13 protein-coding genes and 2 tRNA genes are annotated in these 15,356 nt (G+C 69.7%); 3 read left to right on the top strand and 12 right to left on the bottom strand.

Annotation, left to right across the window (positions count from 1 at the left end; genetic code table 11):
• Nucleotides 1-138 precede the first annotated feature (138 nt).
• From ndk to IF54_RS0104130, 4 genes are all read right to left on the bottom strand, one after another.
• On the bottom strand, nt 139-552 hold the full coding sequence (gene ndk / locus IF54_RS0104145) for a nucleoside-diphosphate kinase (RefSeq protein WP_030314568.1): 414 nt from the start codon (nt 550-552) through the stop codon (nt 139-141).
• Between the two features lie 64 nt (nt 553-616).
• On the bottom strand, nt 617-982 hold the full coding sequence (locus IF54_RS0104140) for a DUF4233 domain-containing protein (protein ID WP_030314566.1): 366 nt from the start codon (nt 980-982) through the stop codon (nt 617-619).
• An 8-nt stretch (nt 983-990) separates the two neighbouring features.
• The gene (gene folC / locus IF54_RS0104135) at nt 991-2,475 is read right to left on the bottom strand and encodes a bifunctional tetrahydrofolate synthase/dihydrofolate synthase (protein WP_030314564.1); all 1,485 of its coding nucleotides are present in this window, start codon (nt 2,473-2,475) and stop codon (nt 991-993) included.
• A 107-nt stretch (nt 2,476-2,582) separates the two neighbouring features.
• Nucleotides 2,583-5,213: a valine--tRNA ligase gene (locus tag IF54_RS0104130; RefSeq protein ID WP_030314562.1), complete on the bottom strand. Its 2,631-nt coding sequence runs from the start codon at nt 5,211-5,213 to the stop codon at nt 2,583-2,585.
• A gap of 136 nt (nt 5,214-5,349) precedes the next feature.
• On the opposite strand from IF54_RS0104130, the gene IF54_RS0104125 reads away from it, so the two are divergent.
• Nucleotides 5,350-6,363: a membrane protein gene (locus IF54_RS0104125; protein WP_030314559.1), complete on the top strand. Its 1,014-nt coding sequence runs from the start codon at nt 5,350-5,352 to the stop codon at nt 6,361-6,363.
• 67 nt (nt 6,364-6,430) lie between these two features.
• Here IF54_RS0104125 and clpX read toward each other — a convergent pair whose 3' ends face one another.
• The 5 genes from clpX to IF54_RS0104100 all read right to left on the bottom strand — a co-directional run bounded on the left by clpX (nt 6,431) and on the right by IF54_RS0104100 (nt 11,118).
• Nucleotides 6,431-7,717, bottom strand: a complete 1,287-nt coding sequence (gene clpX / locus IF54_RS0104120; protein WP_020136161.1) for an ATP-dependent Clp protease ATP-binding subunit ClpX — start codon at nt 7,715-7,717, stop codon at nt 6,431-6,433.
• A 160-nt stretch (nt 7,718-7,877) separates the two neighbouring features.
• The gene (locus tag IF54_RS0104115) at nt 7,878-8,558 is read right to left on the bottom strand and encodes an ATP-dependent Clp protease proteolytic subunit (protein WP_020136160.1); all 681 of its coding nucleotides are present in this window, start codon (nt 8,556-8,558) and stop codon (nt 7,878-7,880) included.
• An 88-nt stretch (nt 8,559-8,646) separates the two neighbouring features.
• Entirely contained in the window at nt 8,647-9,252 is a 606-nt protein-coding gene (locus tag IF54_RS0104110; RefSeq protein ID WP_020136159.1) for an ATP-dependent Clp protease proteolytic subunit, read from the bottom strand.
• 213 nt (nt 9,253-9,465) lie between these two features.
• Nucleotides 9,466-10,860 carry a trigger factor gene (tig, locus tag IF54_RS0104105; RefSeq protein WP_030314558.1) on the bottom strand — a complete coding sequence of 465 codons (1,395 nt, stop codon included), beginning with the start codon at nt 10,858-10,860 and terminating at the stop codon, nt 9,466-9,468.
• 181 nt (nt 10,861-11,041) lie between these two features.
• A tRNA-Pro gene (locus IF54_RS0104100) sits at nt 11,042-11,118 on the bottom strand.
• 254 nt (nt 11,119-11,372) lie between these two features.
• On the opposite strand from IF54_RS0104100, the gene IF54_RS0104095 reads away from it, so the two are divergent.
• Nucleotides 11,373-11,443, top strand: a tRNA-Gly gene (locus tag IF54_RS0104095).
• A 59-nt stretch (nt 11,444-11,502) separates the two neighbouring features.
• Here IF54_RS0104095 and IF54_RS0104090 read toward each other — a convergent pair.
• Complete coding sequence (locus tag IF54_RS0104090) at nt 11,503-11,697, bottom strand: hypothetical protein (RefSeq protein ID WP_020136157.1); 195 nt, start codon at nt 11,695-11,697, stop codon at nt 11,503-11,505.
• 363 nt (nt 11,698-12,060) lie between these two features.
• Here IF54_RS0104090 and IF54_RS0104085 point away from each other — a divergent pair, with 363 nt between their 5' ends.
• Entirely contained in the window at nt 12,061-13,131 is a 1,071-nt protein-coding gene (locus IF54_RS0104085) for an acyltransferase family protein (protein WP_037819242.1), read from the top strand.
• Nucleotides 13,132-13,409: 278 nt separating this feature from the next.
• On the opposite strand, the gene IF54_RS0104080 is transcribed toward IF54_RS0104085, so the two are convergent.
• Both IF54_RS0104080 and IF54_RS0104075 read right to left on the bottom strand, forming a co-directional pair.
• Nucleotides 13,410-13,856 (bottom strand): HD domain-containing protein, encoded by a 447-nt coding sequence (locus tag IF54_RS0104080; RefSeq protein ID WP_199821178.1) that lies wholly within the window; start codon nt 13,854-13,856, stop codon nt 13,410-13,412.
• Nucleotides 13,857-14,165: 309 nt separating this feature from the next.
• A complete protein-coding gene (locus tag IF54_RS0104075; protein WP_030314553.1) occupies nt 14,166-15,344 on the bottom strand; it encodes a PP2C family protein-serine/threonine phosphatase in 1,179 nt (392 codons plus the stop codon).
• Between the last annotated feature and the right edge of the window lie 12 nt (nt 15,345-15,356).

Genomic DNA, 15,356 nt, shown 5'->3' with positions numbered 1-15,356 from the left:
GACGGTCCATAGGGGGCATGCGTTCCCCCGATCGGCGCGCATATGCCAAGGGACGGCCGAAAAGGATCGGCCGTCCCAGGTCAGGCGCGGAAGCCGGCTGACGTCTCGTCAGAAATGTCCACGAAAAATCCGTACAGGCTAGCCGCGGTCCGGGAAGAACACCTTCACCTCACGCTCGGCCGACTCGACGGAGTCACTCGCGTGGATCAGGTTCTCCCGCACGATCACACCGAAGTCGCCACGGATGGAGCCGGGCGCGGCGGCGATCGGGTCGGTGGGGCCGGCCAGCTGGCGTACGCCCTCGATGACCCGCTCGCCCTCGACGATCAGCGCGACGACCGGACCGGAGGCCATGAACTCCACCAGCGGCTCGTAGAAGGGCTTGCCCTTGTGCTCGCCGTAGTGCTGCTCCAGCGTGTCCTGGTCGAGGGTCCGCAGCTCCAGCGCCGTGATCGTCCAGCCGGCCTTGCGCTCGATACGGCTGATGATCTCGCCGGTCAGGCCACGACGGACGGCGTCGGGCTTGAGGAGGACGAGGGTGCGCTGGCTCACGAGGGACTCCTTGGCTGCTGGCATGTGCGGTGGGACGAGATTACAGGGCGTGTCGGCTCGCCGGTCACACAGCGTCAGGTGTAGAGGGGTCGGCCTGCGCGGCCTGGGCGGCGAACCGCGCCTTCGCCTCGTCGATCTTCCGGCCGTAGTGCACGGACGCCCACCACAGCAGCGCGAACAGCACGCCCATGACGAACATGGCCGGCAGCACGAAGCCCGAGGCGATCAGGGCGATCTGGAGGGCCCAGCCGAGGGCGATGCCGCCGGGCCGGGTGACCATGCCGCACAGCGCGAGGCACAGGAACATGGCGATGCCGCTGACCGTCCACACCGTGGAGGTCGCGAGATCCGGGTCCTTCATCGCGACCAGTCCGGCGAAGCCGATGACGAAGAACTCGCCGATCAGGGTCGATGCACAGAGCGTACGCATGGCGCGGCTCAGCCCCTTCCGAGCAGCAGCCGGGCCTCGCCGACCGTGATGACCGACCCGGTGACGAGCACACCGCCGCCCGCGAACTCGCCGTCCTCCTCGGCCAGCGTGATCGCCTCCTCCAGCGCGTCCGGCAGCCGCGGCTCGACCTGGACCCGCTCCTCGCCGAACACCTCGACGGCGATCGCGGCGAGCTCGTCGGCGTCCATCGCCCGGTGGCTGGAGTTCTGGGTGACGACGATCTCGGCGAAGATCGGCTCGAAGGCCTCCAGGAGCCCCCGCACGTCCTTCTCCCCGCTCGCGCCGACCACGCCGATCAGCCGGCTGAAGTCGAAGGCCTCACCGACCGCCTCCGCGGTGGCACGGGCGCCCGCGGGGTTGTGCGCGGCGTCCAGGACGACGGTCGGGGACCGCCGTACGACCTCGAGCCGGCCCGGCGAGGACACCGCGGCGAACGCCTTGCGGACGGTGTCGATGTCGAGGGGGTCGGGGCGCTGGGCGCCGACGCCGAAGAACGCCTCGACGGCGGCGAGCGCCACGGCCGCGTTGTGCGCCTGGTAGGGGCCGTGCAGCGGGAGGTAGACCTCTTCGTACTCGCCGCCCAGGCCCCGCAGGGTCAGCAGCTGGCCGCCGACGGCGACCTGCCGGGACACGACCCCGAATTCCAGGCCCTCGCGCGCGACGGTCGCGTCGACCTCCACGGCCTTCTTCAGCAGCACCTGCGCCGCGTCGACCGGCTGCTGGGCCAGGATGACGGTCGCGTCCTGCTTGATGATCCCGGCCTTCTCGACGGCGATCTCCCCGGGGGTCTCGCCGAGCCGGTCGGTGTGGTCCAGGTCGATGGGGGTCACGACCGCGACATCGCCGTCGATGACGTTGGTCGCGTCCCAGGAGCCGCCCATGCCGACCTCGACGACGGCCACGTCCACGGGGGCGTCCGCGAAGGCGGCGTACGCCATGCCGGTCAGCACCTCGAAGAACGACAGCCGGTACTCCTGGGCGGCGTCGACCATCTCGACGTACGGCTTGATGTCCTGGTAGGTCTCGATGAACCGCTCGGCGGAGATCGGGGCGCCGTCCAGGCTGATGCGCTCGGTGATCGACTGGACGTGGGGGCTGGTGTAGCGGCCCGTGCGCAGCTCGAAGGCGCCGAGAAGGGCCTCGATCATGCGGGCGGTGGAGGTCTTGCCGTTGGTGCCGGTGATGTGGATCGAGGGGTACGACCGCTGCGGCTCGCCGAGGAGGTCCATCAGGGCGGCGATACGGCTGACGCTCGGCTCCAGCTTGGTCTCGCCCCAGCGGGTGGCCAGGTCCGCCTCGACCTCGCGCAGGGCCTTGTCGACCTCGGGGTCCGCGGGGCGCGCGGGGACGTCTGCCTCCGGCGGGGCGCCCTGGGTGCGCAGGGTGCGGCTGCCGGCCTCGATGACCGCGAGATCCGGGTCCCGGTCGGTCTCGGCTGCCACGATCTCGTCGAAGGGGTCGATTTCACTCACACGGTCAGTTTAGGGCTGCGCGTGAGGAAGGGGGTGGCCGGTCCTCACTGGCGGGCGCGGGGAACGTTGTGGCTGGTCGCGCAGTTCCCCGCGCCCCTCAAGGTGTCCTACTGCTGGGGCAGGTTTTCCAGCTGGGCCTGGATCCTCTTGATGTCCTCGTCCGCCTTGGCCAGGCGGCCGCGGATCTTGTCCACCACGTTGTCCGGGGCCTTCGCCAGGAAGGCCTCGTTGCCCAGCTTGGCCTCCGCCTGCTGGCGCTCCTTCTCGGCCGCCGCGAGGTCCTTCGCGAGGCGCTTGCGCTCGGCCGCCACGTCGATCGTGCCGGAGAGGTCCAGGGCGACCGTGGCACCGGCGACCGGGAGGGTGGCCGTGGCCGCGAAGCCCTCGCCCTCCGGCTGGAGGCGCAGGAGCTGGCGGATGGCGGCCTCGTGGGAGGCGAGCGCGGTGCCGGTCAGGTCCAGGCGGGCCGGGACCTTCTGGCCGTCCTTGAGGCCCTGGTCCTTGCGGAAGCGGCGGACCTCGGTGATGACCCGCTGGACCAGCTCGATCTCCTGCTCGGCGGCCTGGTCGCGGAAGCCGCTGTCGGCCGGCCACTCGCCGATGACCAGGGACTCGCCGCCGGTCAGGGTGGTCCACAGGGCGTCCGTGACGAACGGGATGACCGGGTGCAGGAGGCGCAGCATCACGTCCAGGACCTCGCCGAGGACCCGGCCGGAGACCTTGGCCGGCTCGCCGCCCGCGAAGAACGTGGTCTTGGACAGCTCGACGTACCAGTCGAAGACCTCGTCCCACGCGAAGTGGTAGAGCGCGTCGGCGAGCTTGGCGAACTGGTAGTCGTCGTAGTACGCGTCGACCTGGGCGACCGTGGTGTTCAGGCGGGAGAGGATCCAGCGGTCCGTCGCCGACATCTCGGAGGCGTCCGGGAGCGGGCCCTCGATGGTGGCGCCGTTCATCAGGGCGAAGCGGGTGGCGTTCCAGATCTTGTTGGTGAAGTTCCGGGAGGCCTTGACCCAGTCCTCGCCGATCGGCACGTCCGCGCCCGGGTTGGCGCCGTTGGCGAGGGTGAAACGGACGGCGTCGGAGCCGTAGGCGTCCATCCAGACCAGCGGGTCGACCGCGTTGGGGTTCGACTTCGACATCTTCTTGCCGAACTCGTCGCGGACCAGGCCGGTCAGCGCGATGGTGTGGAACGGGGCCTGGCCGTCCATGGCGTAGAGGCCGAACATCATCATCCGGGCGACCCAGAAGAAGATGATGTCGTGGCCGGTCAGCAGGACGTCGGTCGGGTAGAACTTCCGCAGGTCCTCGGTCTGTTCGGGCCAGCCCAGGGTGGAGAAGGGCCACAGGCCGGAGGAGAACCAGGTGTCCAGGACGTCGGAGTCCTGGGTCCAGCCCTCGGCCTCGGTGCCCGGCGGCTCCTCGTCCGGTCCGACGCAGACGACCTCGCCGTCGGGGCCGTACCAGATCGGGATGCGGTGGCCCCACCACAGCTGGCGCGAGATGCACCAGTCGTGCATGTTGTCGACCCAGTCGAAGTAGCGCTTCGACATGTCCTCGGGGTGGATCTTGACGCGACCGTCGCGGACCGCGTCGCCGGCGGCCTTGGCGAGCGGGCCGACCTTTACCCACCACTGCATGGACAGGCGCGGCTCGACCGTGGTCTTGCAGCGCGAGCAGTGGCCGACGGAGTGCATGTAGGGGCGCTTCTCGGCGACGATGCGGCCCTGCTCCTTGAGGGCGCCGACGACGGCCGAGCGGGCCTCGAAGCGGTCCAGGCCGAGGAACGGGCCGTGGACGGTGATCACGCCGTGCTCGTCCATGATCGTCAGGGACGGCAGGTCGTGGCGGCGGCCGATCTCGAAGTCGTTCGGGTCGTGCGCCGGGGTCACCTTGACCGCGCCGGTGCCGAACTCGGGGTCGACGTGGGTGTCGGCGACGACCGGAATGGTGCGGTCGGTCAGCGGGAGCTTGATCTGCCTGCCGATAAGATGCCGGTAGCGCTCGTCGTCGGGGTGGACGGCGACCGCGGTGTCACCGAGCATCGTCTCCGCGCGGGTGGTCGCGACGACGACGCTGTCCTCGCCCTCGCCATAGCGGATCGAGACCAACTCGCCCGCGTCCTCCTGGTATTCCACCTCGATGTCCGAGATGGCCGTCAGACAGCGCGGACACCAGTTGATGATGCGCTCGGCTCGGTAGATCAGCTCGTCTTCGTACAGCCGCTTGAAGATGGTGAGGACGGCCTTGGAGAGGCCCTCGTCCATGGTGAACCGCTCGCGGTCCCAGTCGACGCCGTCACCGAGCCGGCGCATCTGGCCGAGGATCCGGCCGCCGTACTCCTCCTTCCACTGCCAGACGCGCTCGACGAACTCCTCGCGCCCCAGGTCGTGCCGGGACTTGCCCTCCTCGGCGAGCTGCTGCTCGACCTTGTTCTGGGTGGCGATGCCGGCGTGGTCCATGCCGGGCAGCCACAGCGCCTCGTAGCCCTGCATGCGCTTGCGGCGCGTGAGGGCGTCCATGAGGGTGTGCTGGAAGGCGTGCCCGAGGTGCAGGCTGCCGGTGACGTTCGGCGGCGGGATGACGATGGTGTACGGCGGCTTGTCGCTCTTCGCGTCGGCGGCGAAGTAACCACGCTCTACCCAGCGCTCGTACAGCGTCCCCTCTACATCGGCCGGCGCGTACTGGGTCGGCAGTTCGGTGTGGGGCGCTGTGGGCTGCTGCTGAGCGTTCTCGGTCACGGGGTCAGTTTAGGGGTGTCCCGGGCGTGTCCCGAAACGCGTTTGTTCTGTAACGGTGGGGCCCCCGATGGCCTGCACCGACATGGCCTGGGCCAGGATGTGAGGAACACATAAGCATCTGGAGGGGAACCCAGAGATGAGCCACAACCAGCCGGGCCCGTACGGGCAGCCCCAGCAGCCGGGGCAGCCGCCGCAGCCCGGGCCGTACGGCCAGCCGGGCCCCTACGGCCAGCCGCCGCAGGCGCCCCAGCCCGGCTACGGCTACCCCCCGCAGCAGCCCTCGCAGACCCCGCCGCAGCCCGGGTACGGCTACCCGCAGCAGCCGCAGCAGGGCGGTGCCGCACCGCAGACCCCGCCGTACGGCCAGCCCCAGGCCCCCTACGGCCAGCAGCCGTACGGACAGCAGGCCCCTTACGGCCAGCAGCCGCCGTACGGCCAGGCCCCTTACGGTGCCCCCCAGCCCCCGCCGCCCGGCGGCGGCAACGGCAAGAAGATCGGCATCGCCCTCGGCGCGGTGGCGGTCGTGGCCGCGATCGCGGTCGGCGCGTACCTCGTGATCGGCGGCAGCGGCAGCGGCGGCTCGGACATCGCGGACGACGGCGCGCACACCCTGACCACGCCGGCGACCGTCCTCACCGACTACAAGAAGGCCGCGGGCTCCGGCGGGGGCGGCTTCAGCGCGGACGACGTGAAGGACGCAGAGAAGCACGGCGTGAAGAACGCCAAGGACGTCAACGCCACCTACCAGTCCGGCGACGTGACCGACTACCAGAACATGAAGATGGTCAACTTCATGGGCGTGTACGGCGACATCGACGACCCGGAGAAGGTCGTGGACGCGATGTTCACCGAGATGAAGAAGGGCTCCGACGAGGCCTCCGAGGGCCACGCCGTCGGCACCCCGAAGGCGTACACGCCGGCCGGTCTCGACGGCGCGGTCCTCAAGTGCCAGGAGACGAAGGTCAGCGACGACTCCGGCTCGGGTCCGAGCTCGATCAGCATGCCGGTGTGCATCTGGGGCGACCACAGCACCCTGGGCGTGGTCATCCCGGTCGACATGGCGGACGCCATGGCCGGCAAGTCGGCGGACCTCACGAGCGCGGCCGACATGACGGCCAAGCTCCGCAAGGAAGTTCGCGTCAAGGCCTGACGCGCCACCCGCAACACGGAAGGGGCCCCGGTCGGTCGACCGGGGCCCCTTCGCAAGTCCGCGCCGACTAGGCGGTCTTCTGCTCGCCCGAACCCCGCCCGCGGGCGTCCCTCGGGATGAGCGTCGGGTTGACGTTGGAGTGGACGACGTCGGCGGTGATGACGACGCGGGCCACGTCCTTGCGGGACGGGATCTCGTACATGACGCCCTGGAGGACTTCCTCCATGATGGCGCGCAGGCCGCGGGCGCCGGTCTGGCGCAGGATGGCCTGGTCGGCGATGGCCTCCAGCGCCTCGCGCTCGAAGTCCAGCTCCACGCCGTCGAGTTCGAAGAGGCGCTGGTACTGCTTGACCAGCGCGTTGCGCGGCTCGACCAGGATCTGGAGGAGGGCCTCGCGGTCCAGGTTGTGGACGCTGGTGATGACGGGGAGGCGGCCGATGAACTCGGGGATCATGCCGAACTTGACCAGGTCCTCGGGCATGACGTCCTCGAACTGGTCCTTGGCCTCCAGCTCGCGCTTGGAGCGGATCGTGGCCCCGAAGCCGATGCCCTTGGCGCCCGCGCGGGACTCGATGAGCTTCTCCAGGCCGGCGAAGGCACCGCCCACGATGAACAGGACGTTCGTCGTGTCGATCTGGATGAACTCCTGGTGCGGGTGCTTGCGTCCGCCCTGCGGCGGCACGGAGGCGGTGGTGCCCTCCAGGATCTTCAGCAGGGCCTGCTGCACGCCCTCGCCGCTCACGTCACGCGTGATCGACGGGTTTTCACTCTTCCGCGCGACCTTGTCGATCTCGTCGATGTAGATGATCCCGGTCTCGGCCTTCTTGACGTCGTAGTCGGCCGCCTGGATCAGCTTCAGCAGGATGTTCTCGACGTCCTCGCCGACGTAGCCCGCCTCGGTGAGCGCGGTCGCGTCCGCGATGGCGAACGGGACGTTCAGCATGCGGGCCAGGGTCTGGGCCAGCAGCGTCTTGCCGGAGCCCGTGGGGCCCAGCAGGAGGATGTTGGACTTGGCGAGCTCGATCGCGTCGTCACGGCCGCTCGCGCCGCCGTTCTCGCCGGCCTGGACGCGCTTGTAGTGGTTGTACACCGCCACGGAGAGGGCCTTCTTGGCCGCGTCCTGGCCCACCACGTAGCCCTCGAGGAACTCGAAGATCTCGCGGGGCTTGGGGAGTTCCTCCCAGCGCACCTCGCTCGTCTCGGCGAGCTCCTCCTCGATGATCTCGTTGCAGAGATCGATGCACTCGTCGCAGATGTACACACCAGGCCCTGCGATGAGCTTCTTGACCTGCTTCTGGCTCTTGCCGCAGAACGAGCACTTGAGCAGATCGCCGCCGTCACCGATGCGTGCCACGGTGTGCTTCCCCTTCGCCTGGGAGACGCCTAGGTCCAGCGGCTCCTGGTGCTGCCTTATGTCCGACGGTACCTTGCCGGGCCCCCCGTTCGGGCCCCCCTTGGCAGGGTTCACTTCGACGTGCACGGTGCCAAGGGGCGGCATATCCTACGGGGTCCGCCTAGCGGACAGCGGCGTTGTTCATCTTCCGGGTGGAGATGATCTGGTCGATCAGGCCGTACGCCAGGGCGTCGTCAGCCGTGAGGATCTTGTCGCGCTCGATGTCCTCGCGGATCTTCTCGATCGGCGTGGTGGAGTGCTTGGCCAGCAGGTCTTCCAGCTGGGCACGCATCCGGAGGATCTCGTTGGCGGCGATCTCCAGGTCGGAGACCTGACCGCGGCCGGTCTCGCTGTAGGGCTGGTGGATCAGCACGCGGGCGTTCGGCAGCGCCATGCGCTTGCCCGGCGTACCGGCGGCCAGCAGGATCGCGGCGGCGGAGGCCGCCTGGCCCATGCAGACCGTCTGGATGTCGGGCTTCACGAACTGCATGGTGTCGTAGATCGCGGTGAGCGCCGTGAAGGAGCCGCCGGGGCTGTTGATGTAGACCGAGATGTCCCGGTCGGGGTCCATCGACTCCAGGCACAGCAGCTGTGCCATGACGTCGTTGGCGGAGGCGTCGTCGATCTGCACGCCGAGGAAGATCACGCGCTCCTCGAAGAGCTTCGCGTACGGGTCGTACTCGCGGATGCCCTGCGAGGTGCGCTCGACGAAGCGGGGGATCACGTACCGGGACTCGGCCCGCGGGCCGGTGTACTCGGCCTCGGTGCGGGCGTAGAGGCCGCTGCCGGGGAAGTCGTTCACTGTCTGTCTCCTAGGGGCTGTGACGGTCGGCTGGGGGCTGTGCGGGGGCGTCCGGGCCCCCGCGGGGGGCTCAGGTCCCGCATGGGGCTCAGGCCCCGGTGCCGCCGCCGCCCGGCATGCCGGCGGCCGTGGCGATCACGTCGTCGATGAGGCCGTACTCCTTGGCCTCGAAGGCGTCGAACCAGCGGTCGCGGTCCGAGTCGCGGGTGATCTGCTCGATCGTCTGGCCGGTGTGCTGCGAGGTGAGCTCGGCCATGCGCTTCTTGGTGTGCAGCAGCCGCTCGGCGTGGATCTTGATGTCCGAGGCCGAACCGGCGAGGCCGGCGGACGGCTGGTGGATCAGGATCTCGGCGTTCGGCAGCGCGAAGCGCTTGCCCGGCGTGCCCGCGCTGAGCAGGAACTGGCCCATGGAGGCCGCGAGGCCCATGGCGATGGTCACCACGTCGTTCTTGATGTACTGCATGGTGTCGTAGATCGCCATGCCCGCGGTGATCGATCCGCCGGGGCTGTTGATGTAGAGGTAGATGTCCTTTTCCGGGTCAGCGGCAAGGAGCAGCAGCTGTGCGGTGATCTTGTTCGCGATGTCGTCGTCGACCGGCTGGCCGAGGAAGATGATCCGCTCGTTGAGCAGCCGGTTGTAGACATGGTCGCCGAGGCCACCGCCGATGGAAGGCTCGCCGGCGGCGGAGGGCATCAGATTCGTCACGTATCCACCTGCTCGTCTTACGACGGCGCCGGGCCGTCTTACGTTTCCCTATCAAGGGACCCTAACGCGCTGGTCCCTTCGGGGAATCCCGGATGGAGGGCTGTTCGCCGGGGGCGTAGAGACCACGGCGGGTAGGCCGACGGGCCCTGGGTGCGGATGCTCCCAGGGCCCGTCGTACGTCCTTCGAGGCGCCGTAGGCGATCAGGCCTCGGTCTTGTCCTCGGCCTTGTCCTCGGCCGGGGTCTCCTCGGAGGCGGCCTGGACGGTCTCGGCCGTCTCGTCCTCGTCGTCGTCCAGGTCGATGACCTCGCCGTTGGTGTCCTTGACCGTGGCGGCCTCGACCACGACGGCCAGGGCCTTGCCGCGGGCGACCTCGCCGACGAGCAGCGGAACCTGGCCGCCCTCGACGACCGCCTGGGCGAACTGGTCGGGGGACATGCCGGAGGAGGCCGCACGCCGCATGAGGTGCTCGGTGAGCTCCTCCTGGTTGACGTTCAGCTTCTCGCGCTTGACGAGCTCGTCGAGGACGAACTGCGTCTTGATGCCCTTGACCGCGGCGTCCTTGGTCTCGGTGTCGAACTCCTCGGCCGTCTTGCCCTGGATCTCGAGGTACTTCTCGAGGTCGAGGCCCATCTGGCCGAGCTGGTGGTGCTCCAGGTTGTGCTTGCGGGTGTTGATCTCGTCCTCGAGGAGCTTCTCGGGGACGGGCACCTCGACGAGCTCCAGGAGCTTCTCCAGGACGCGCTCCTGGGCCTGGGTGGCCTGGTCGTACTGCTTCATGTTCTCGAGGCGCTTGCGGCTGTCGGCCTTCAGCTCGTCGAGGGTGTCGAACTCGGAGGCGAGCTGCGCGAACTCGTCGTCCAGCGCGGGCAGTTCGCGGGCGGCGACCTGGGTGACCTTGACGGTGACCTCGGCCTCCTTGCCGGCCGCGGAGCCGCCCTTGAGCTCGGAGGTGAAGGTGGCCTCGCCACCGGCCTCCAGGCCCTTCACGGCGTCGTCGATGCCGTCGAGGAGCTCGCCGGAGCCGATGGTGTAGGAGACGCCGCTCGCGACGCCGTCCTCCAGCACCTCGCCGTCGACCTTGGCCTCCAGGTCGATGGTGACGACGTCGCCGTCCTCGGCGGCCCGCTCGACCGGGGAGGTCGAGGCGAAGCGCTCACGGAGCTGCTCGACCGACTTCTCGATGTCCTCGTCGGTGACCTCGACCGCGTCGACCTCGACCTCGATGCCGGAGTAGTCCGGGATCTCGATGGTCGGGCGGACGTCGACCTCGGCGGTGAAGTTCAGCGTCTCGCCGTCCTTCAGCTCGGTGATGTCGACCTCGGGCTGGCCCAGGACGTCGATCTCGGCCTCGTTGACCGCCTCGGTGTAGAACTTCGGAAGCGCGTCGTTGACGGCCTCCTCCAGCACCGCACCGCGGCCGAACCGCTGGTCGATGACGCGCGCCGGGATCTTGCCCTTCCGGAAGCCCTTCACCGTGACCTGCTGGTTGATCTTCTTGTACGCCGCGTCGAGGCTGTCCTTGAGCTCCTCGAAGGGCACCTCGATGCTGAGCCGAACCCGAGTCGGGTTCAGGGTCTCCACGGCGCTCTTCACGGTTCGGTCTCCTTGTGGCTGACTTCTCGGATTCTGCCGGGGCCAGAACGGCTCCGGCGGATAGCCGCCCGGAGGACTTCTAGTAGGAGAGACACACGGGCGTGCAGCTTGCATAGTAACGGCAGCGGCGACACGCCCCAAAGGCGATCACTGGAGCGTGCGCGCGCGGTGATCGCGCAGGTGGTCGGGGTGGCGGGATTTGAACCCACGGCCTTCCGCTCCCAAAGCGGACGCGCTACCAAGCTGCGCCACACCCCGTCTGGTGCGACACGTAGGGTACATGGCCGCAGGCAGCGGGGTTACCGCATTTCGCGAGCACGGCGGCGGAGTCACTCGTCGGGCGCGGCGGGCGGGGGTCCGGCCGGAAGCGCGGCCGGCGGGGGCCGGACGGGAAGTGCGAGCGACCGGAAGCGCGGCCGAGGGGGGTCCGACCGGAAGGGATGTGCGACAAGGCGTGACGACCCGCTACGATGCTTGCGTGCCGCCGGGGAGCGATCCATGGCGTGTGCTGTGCGGGCGTAGCTCAATGGTAGAGCCCTAGTCTTCCAAACTAGCTACGCGGGTTCGATTCCCGTCGCCCGCTCTGATCAGGCCGTCGGCCCGGACCCTCTCGAGGGTCCGGGCCGACGGCCTGTGGCGTGTCTAGAACTGGATCGAGTTGATGGTGTCCGCTATCGAGTCCAGGAAGCGTTGGATGTCGTCGGCCATGCCGGTCGAGGCGAGGAAGAAGCCGAAGAGCACCGCGACGATGGCGGGGCCGGCCTTGATGGAGCCTCCCCGCATCAACACCACCAGGATGATCCCCAACAGCAGCACCACTGACAGCGAAATGGCCACAACTGATCACACCCTCGGTCGGTCCGCTTCCCGGCCCGGGGACGCGACCCCGCGACCCCCGCCAGAACCATCGTGCCACCAACGCGGGCCGCATATGCGGCCGGTGAGGCAACGTTTGGCCATGCCGATACACGCGCCACACCCCGTGGCCGGTTCCTTTCGGTCCGCAACCCCCGTGTCCGCACATCCCGTTCGCAAGGAATCCAAGGGACCGGCACATGGGTGCAACAGGGAGGGTTATGGGGCATTTGAGAGGGATTAATCAAGACAATGCAGGCGCGTTGACATCGCCTCAGAAGTGAACAACGGGCGACCAAACAGCCGGTTTCACGGAAACACACAGCGGGGGCTAGGGTCCCTCAGATGTCTCAAGCCGCCAAGCAACGCGACGCCTTCTTCGACAACGCCAAGTACCTGGCGATCGTCCTGGTGGCCGTCGCGCACTCCTGGGAGCCGCTCAAGGGCGACAGCCGGATCCTGGAGGGCGTGTACACGGTCGTGTACTCGTTCCACATGCCGGCGTTCATCGTCATCTCCGGGTTCTTCTCGCGCGGTTTCGACATGCGCCCGGACCGGCTGAAGCGGCTCGTCACCGGTGTGGCGGTGCCGTACATCGTCTTCGAGACGGCGTACTCCCTCTTCAAGCGCTACGCCGACCACGACCCCGGCATGGAGATCAGCCTCCTGGACCCGTGGTTCCTGACCTGGTTCCTGGTGGCGCTGTTCGTCTGGCGGCTGACCACGCCGATCTGGAAGCTGGTGCGGTGGCCGCTGCCGCTCGCGCTCGGCATCGCGATGCTCGCCTCCGTGACCCCGGACATCGGCGACGACCTGGACCTCCAGCGGGTGCTCCAGTTCCTGCCGTACTTCGTGCTGGGCCTGGTCATGAAGCCGGAGCACTTCCGGATGGTGCGCAGGCGCTCGGTGCGGATCGCCGCGGTGCCGGTGTTCGCGGCCGCGCTCGCCGTCGGCTGGTGGGCGGTGCCGCGCATGAACACCGAGTGGTTCTACCACCGCAACGCCGCCCAGGAGATGGGCGCGCCCTGGTGGACCGGCCCGCTCATGGTGCTGGCCATGTTCGGCAGTTCGCTGCTGCTGACGGCCTGCTTCTTCGCCTGGGTACCGGGCCGCAGCATGTGGTTCACCACGCTCGGCGCCGGCACGCTGTACGGCTATCTGCTGCACGGCTTCCTGATCAAGGGGGCCGGTTTCGCGGGCTGGTTCGACCACGCCTGGCTGCACCGGCCGGCCGGCGAGCTCTTCGTGAGCGCTCTCGCCGCCGTCGCCGTCACCCTCCTGTGCACCGCGCCGGTGCGCCGGGTCTTCCGGTGCGTCATGGAACCCGACATGAACTGGGCGTTCCGGCGGGAGACGGCCGAGGTCGCGCGGGTGCCCGAGCAGCGGGCGGCACCTCGGGAGCGGGTCGACGCCTAGCCGGAACCACGGGCCGGGCCAAGGAGGGCGCCTGCCCGGAGTCCCGGACTCGGCCGAGGAGGGCGCCTGCCCGGAGTCCCGGAGCCGGTCGAGGAGGGCGCCTGCCCGGAGTCCCGGACTCGGCCGAGAAGGGCGCCTGCCCGGAGTCCCGGAGCCGGTCGAGGAGGGCGCCCGCCCGGAGTCCCGGACTCGGCCGAGGAGGGCGCCTGCCCGGAGTCCCGGAGCCGGTCGAGGAGGGCGCCTGCCCGGAGTCGCGGAGCCGGTCGAGCAGGGCGCGCCTAGCCCGATTTCCCGCTCAGACCGAGGAGCGCGCGCATCCGTGCGTACTTCTCGGTCAGTCGTCGCCGTGTGTCCTCGTCGAGGACGGCGAGGCGGGCCGGGTCCGCGTTGTGGGCCAGGTCGGCCTCCTTCACCAGCAGCGCGCCCGGGGTCGCGAGGATGCGCCCGGCGTACGCCTCGGGCGGCTCTCCGGCCCGCTTGGTGACGGCGAGCACGATGTCCTTGGTACGGCGGCTCAGAGCGGCCTCCTCCAGCCAGCGCGCGGAGAGGGCGTCGTCCTCGACGGAGTCGTGCAGCCAGGCCGCCGCGATCTGCTCGTCGTCACCGCCCCGCGCGCGCACGCCCTCGGCGACGGCCCGTAGGTGCTCGGCGTACGGCCGTCCCGCCTTGTCGGTCTGGTCCGCGTGGGCGGCGCGGGCGGTGTCCTCTACTTCGGCGAGCGTCAGTCGGTTCACCCGTCCAGTGTGGCCCGGCGCGGTGCCGCGGGGGCGGGGAGAACGGCGACGGAGCGGGCGGCGACGGGGAAGCACGGCACGATGGGCGCGCCCGGCGGCGCGGAGGGCTGGGCCGAATCCCCAGGGAGGCGGCGGGAGTTGTGGTGCACGCGTCGCCCTGCCCCGCTCCCCCTCCCCGTGCCTGACGCCGTCCGGCGAGCGGTGGCGGCCCCCACCACACCCGGAATCCCCTCCGGGGCACGGGGAAACCCCGGAGCGCGAGGAATCCCGCCGGAGCCCGAGGACCCCGCCGCCCAGGACCTACCGCGGTGCCCCCGCTGCCGTCGGCCCCTCACGGGAGATCAGCAGCAGTGCCCGGTCGTCGTTGACGTCCTTCGCCACCGCCTCGATCAGGTGCCAGGCGGCGCCGTGGAAACCGCCCGCCACATACCGGTCGGCCTCCCCGGTAAGGCGGTCGATGCCCTCCACGATGTCCCGGTCGGACGTCTCCACCAGGCCGTCGGTGAACAGCATCAGGACGTCGCCGGGGCGCAGCGAGCCCTTCACGGGGTCGAACTGGGCGCCGTCGTACACGCCGAGGAGGGGCCCTTCCGCGGCCTTCTCCTCCCAGCGCCCGCTGCCCGCGCTGAGCTGGAGGCCCGGCGGATGTCCGGCCGAGTAGAGCTCGTAGTCGCCGGAGTCCAGGTCGAGCACCAGGTGGATCGAGGTCGCGAAGCCCTCGTCCCAGTCCTGGCGGAGCAGATAGCCGTTGGCGGCGGGCAGGAAGGCGTGCGGGGGCAGGGAGCCCAGCAGTCCGCCGAAGGCGCCCGACAGCAGCAGGGCGCGCGATCCCGCGTCCATGCCCTTCCCGGACACGTCGGTCAGGACGACCTCCAGGGTCCGGCCGCCGTTGGTCCGGGCCGCGACCACGAAGTCGCCGGAGAACGACTGGCCACCCGCGGGCCGCAGCGCCATCTCGCGGTGCCAACCCTGCGGCAGGGTCGGCAACTTGCTCTGCACCCGGATGCGTTCGCGCAGGTCGAACAGCATGGTGCCGCCGCGCCGCCAGGGCACGCCGACCCGGCTGCGGAACTGGGCGATGAGCAGACCGAAGAAACCGCAGGCGGCCACGACCAGGACCACACCGGGCGTGACCCGGGACGGCCCCTCGGTGTACGGCCCCAGCTGCACCGACTCCACGATCAGCGCGGTCGCCGCCGCCGCGTACAGGCCCAGCAGGCTCGCCGGGCGCAGCAGCAGGCCGCCCGCGACGATCGGCAGGACCAGCGCGGCCGGGGAGCACCACACGGAGTTCATGAGAGTGACGGACGCGATCAGGGGCACAGTCAGGAGCAGACCGGCGAGCGCGACCCAGTCCGAGCCGTCGCCGCGGAAGTAGTCCACGGCGCTTCTGCGCAGCCCGACGCGGGCCCGGTGCCACTGCATCTTCAACCGGGCCGTGAACGTCTCGGCTGCCGCGCGCCGCTCTCGTCCTGCCATTAGTTCGGGACC

Origin of the sequence: Streptomyces sp. NRRL B-3229, assembly GCF_000719505.1 — a bacterium.
In the GTDB taxonomy this organism is placed as follows: Bacteria; Actinomycetota; Actinomycetes; order Streptomycetales; family Streptomycetaceae; genus Streptomyces; species Streptomyces griseorubiginosus.
Note: the sequence above shows the minus strand (reverse complement) of the source record. Positions and strands in the feature narration are given on the sequence as shown.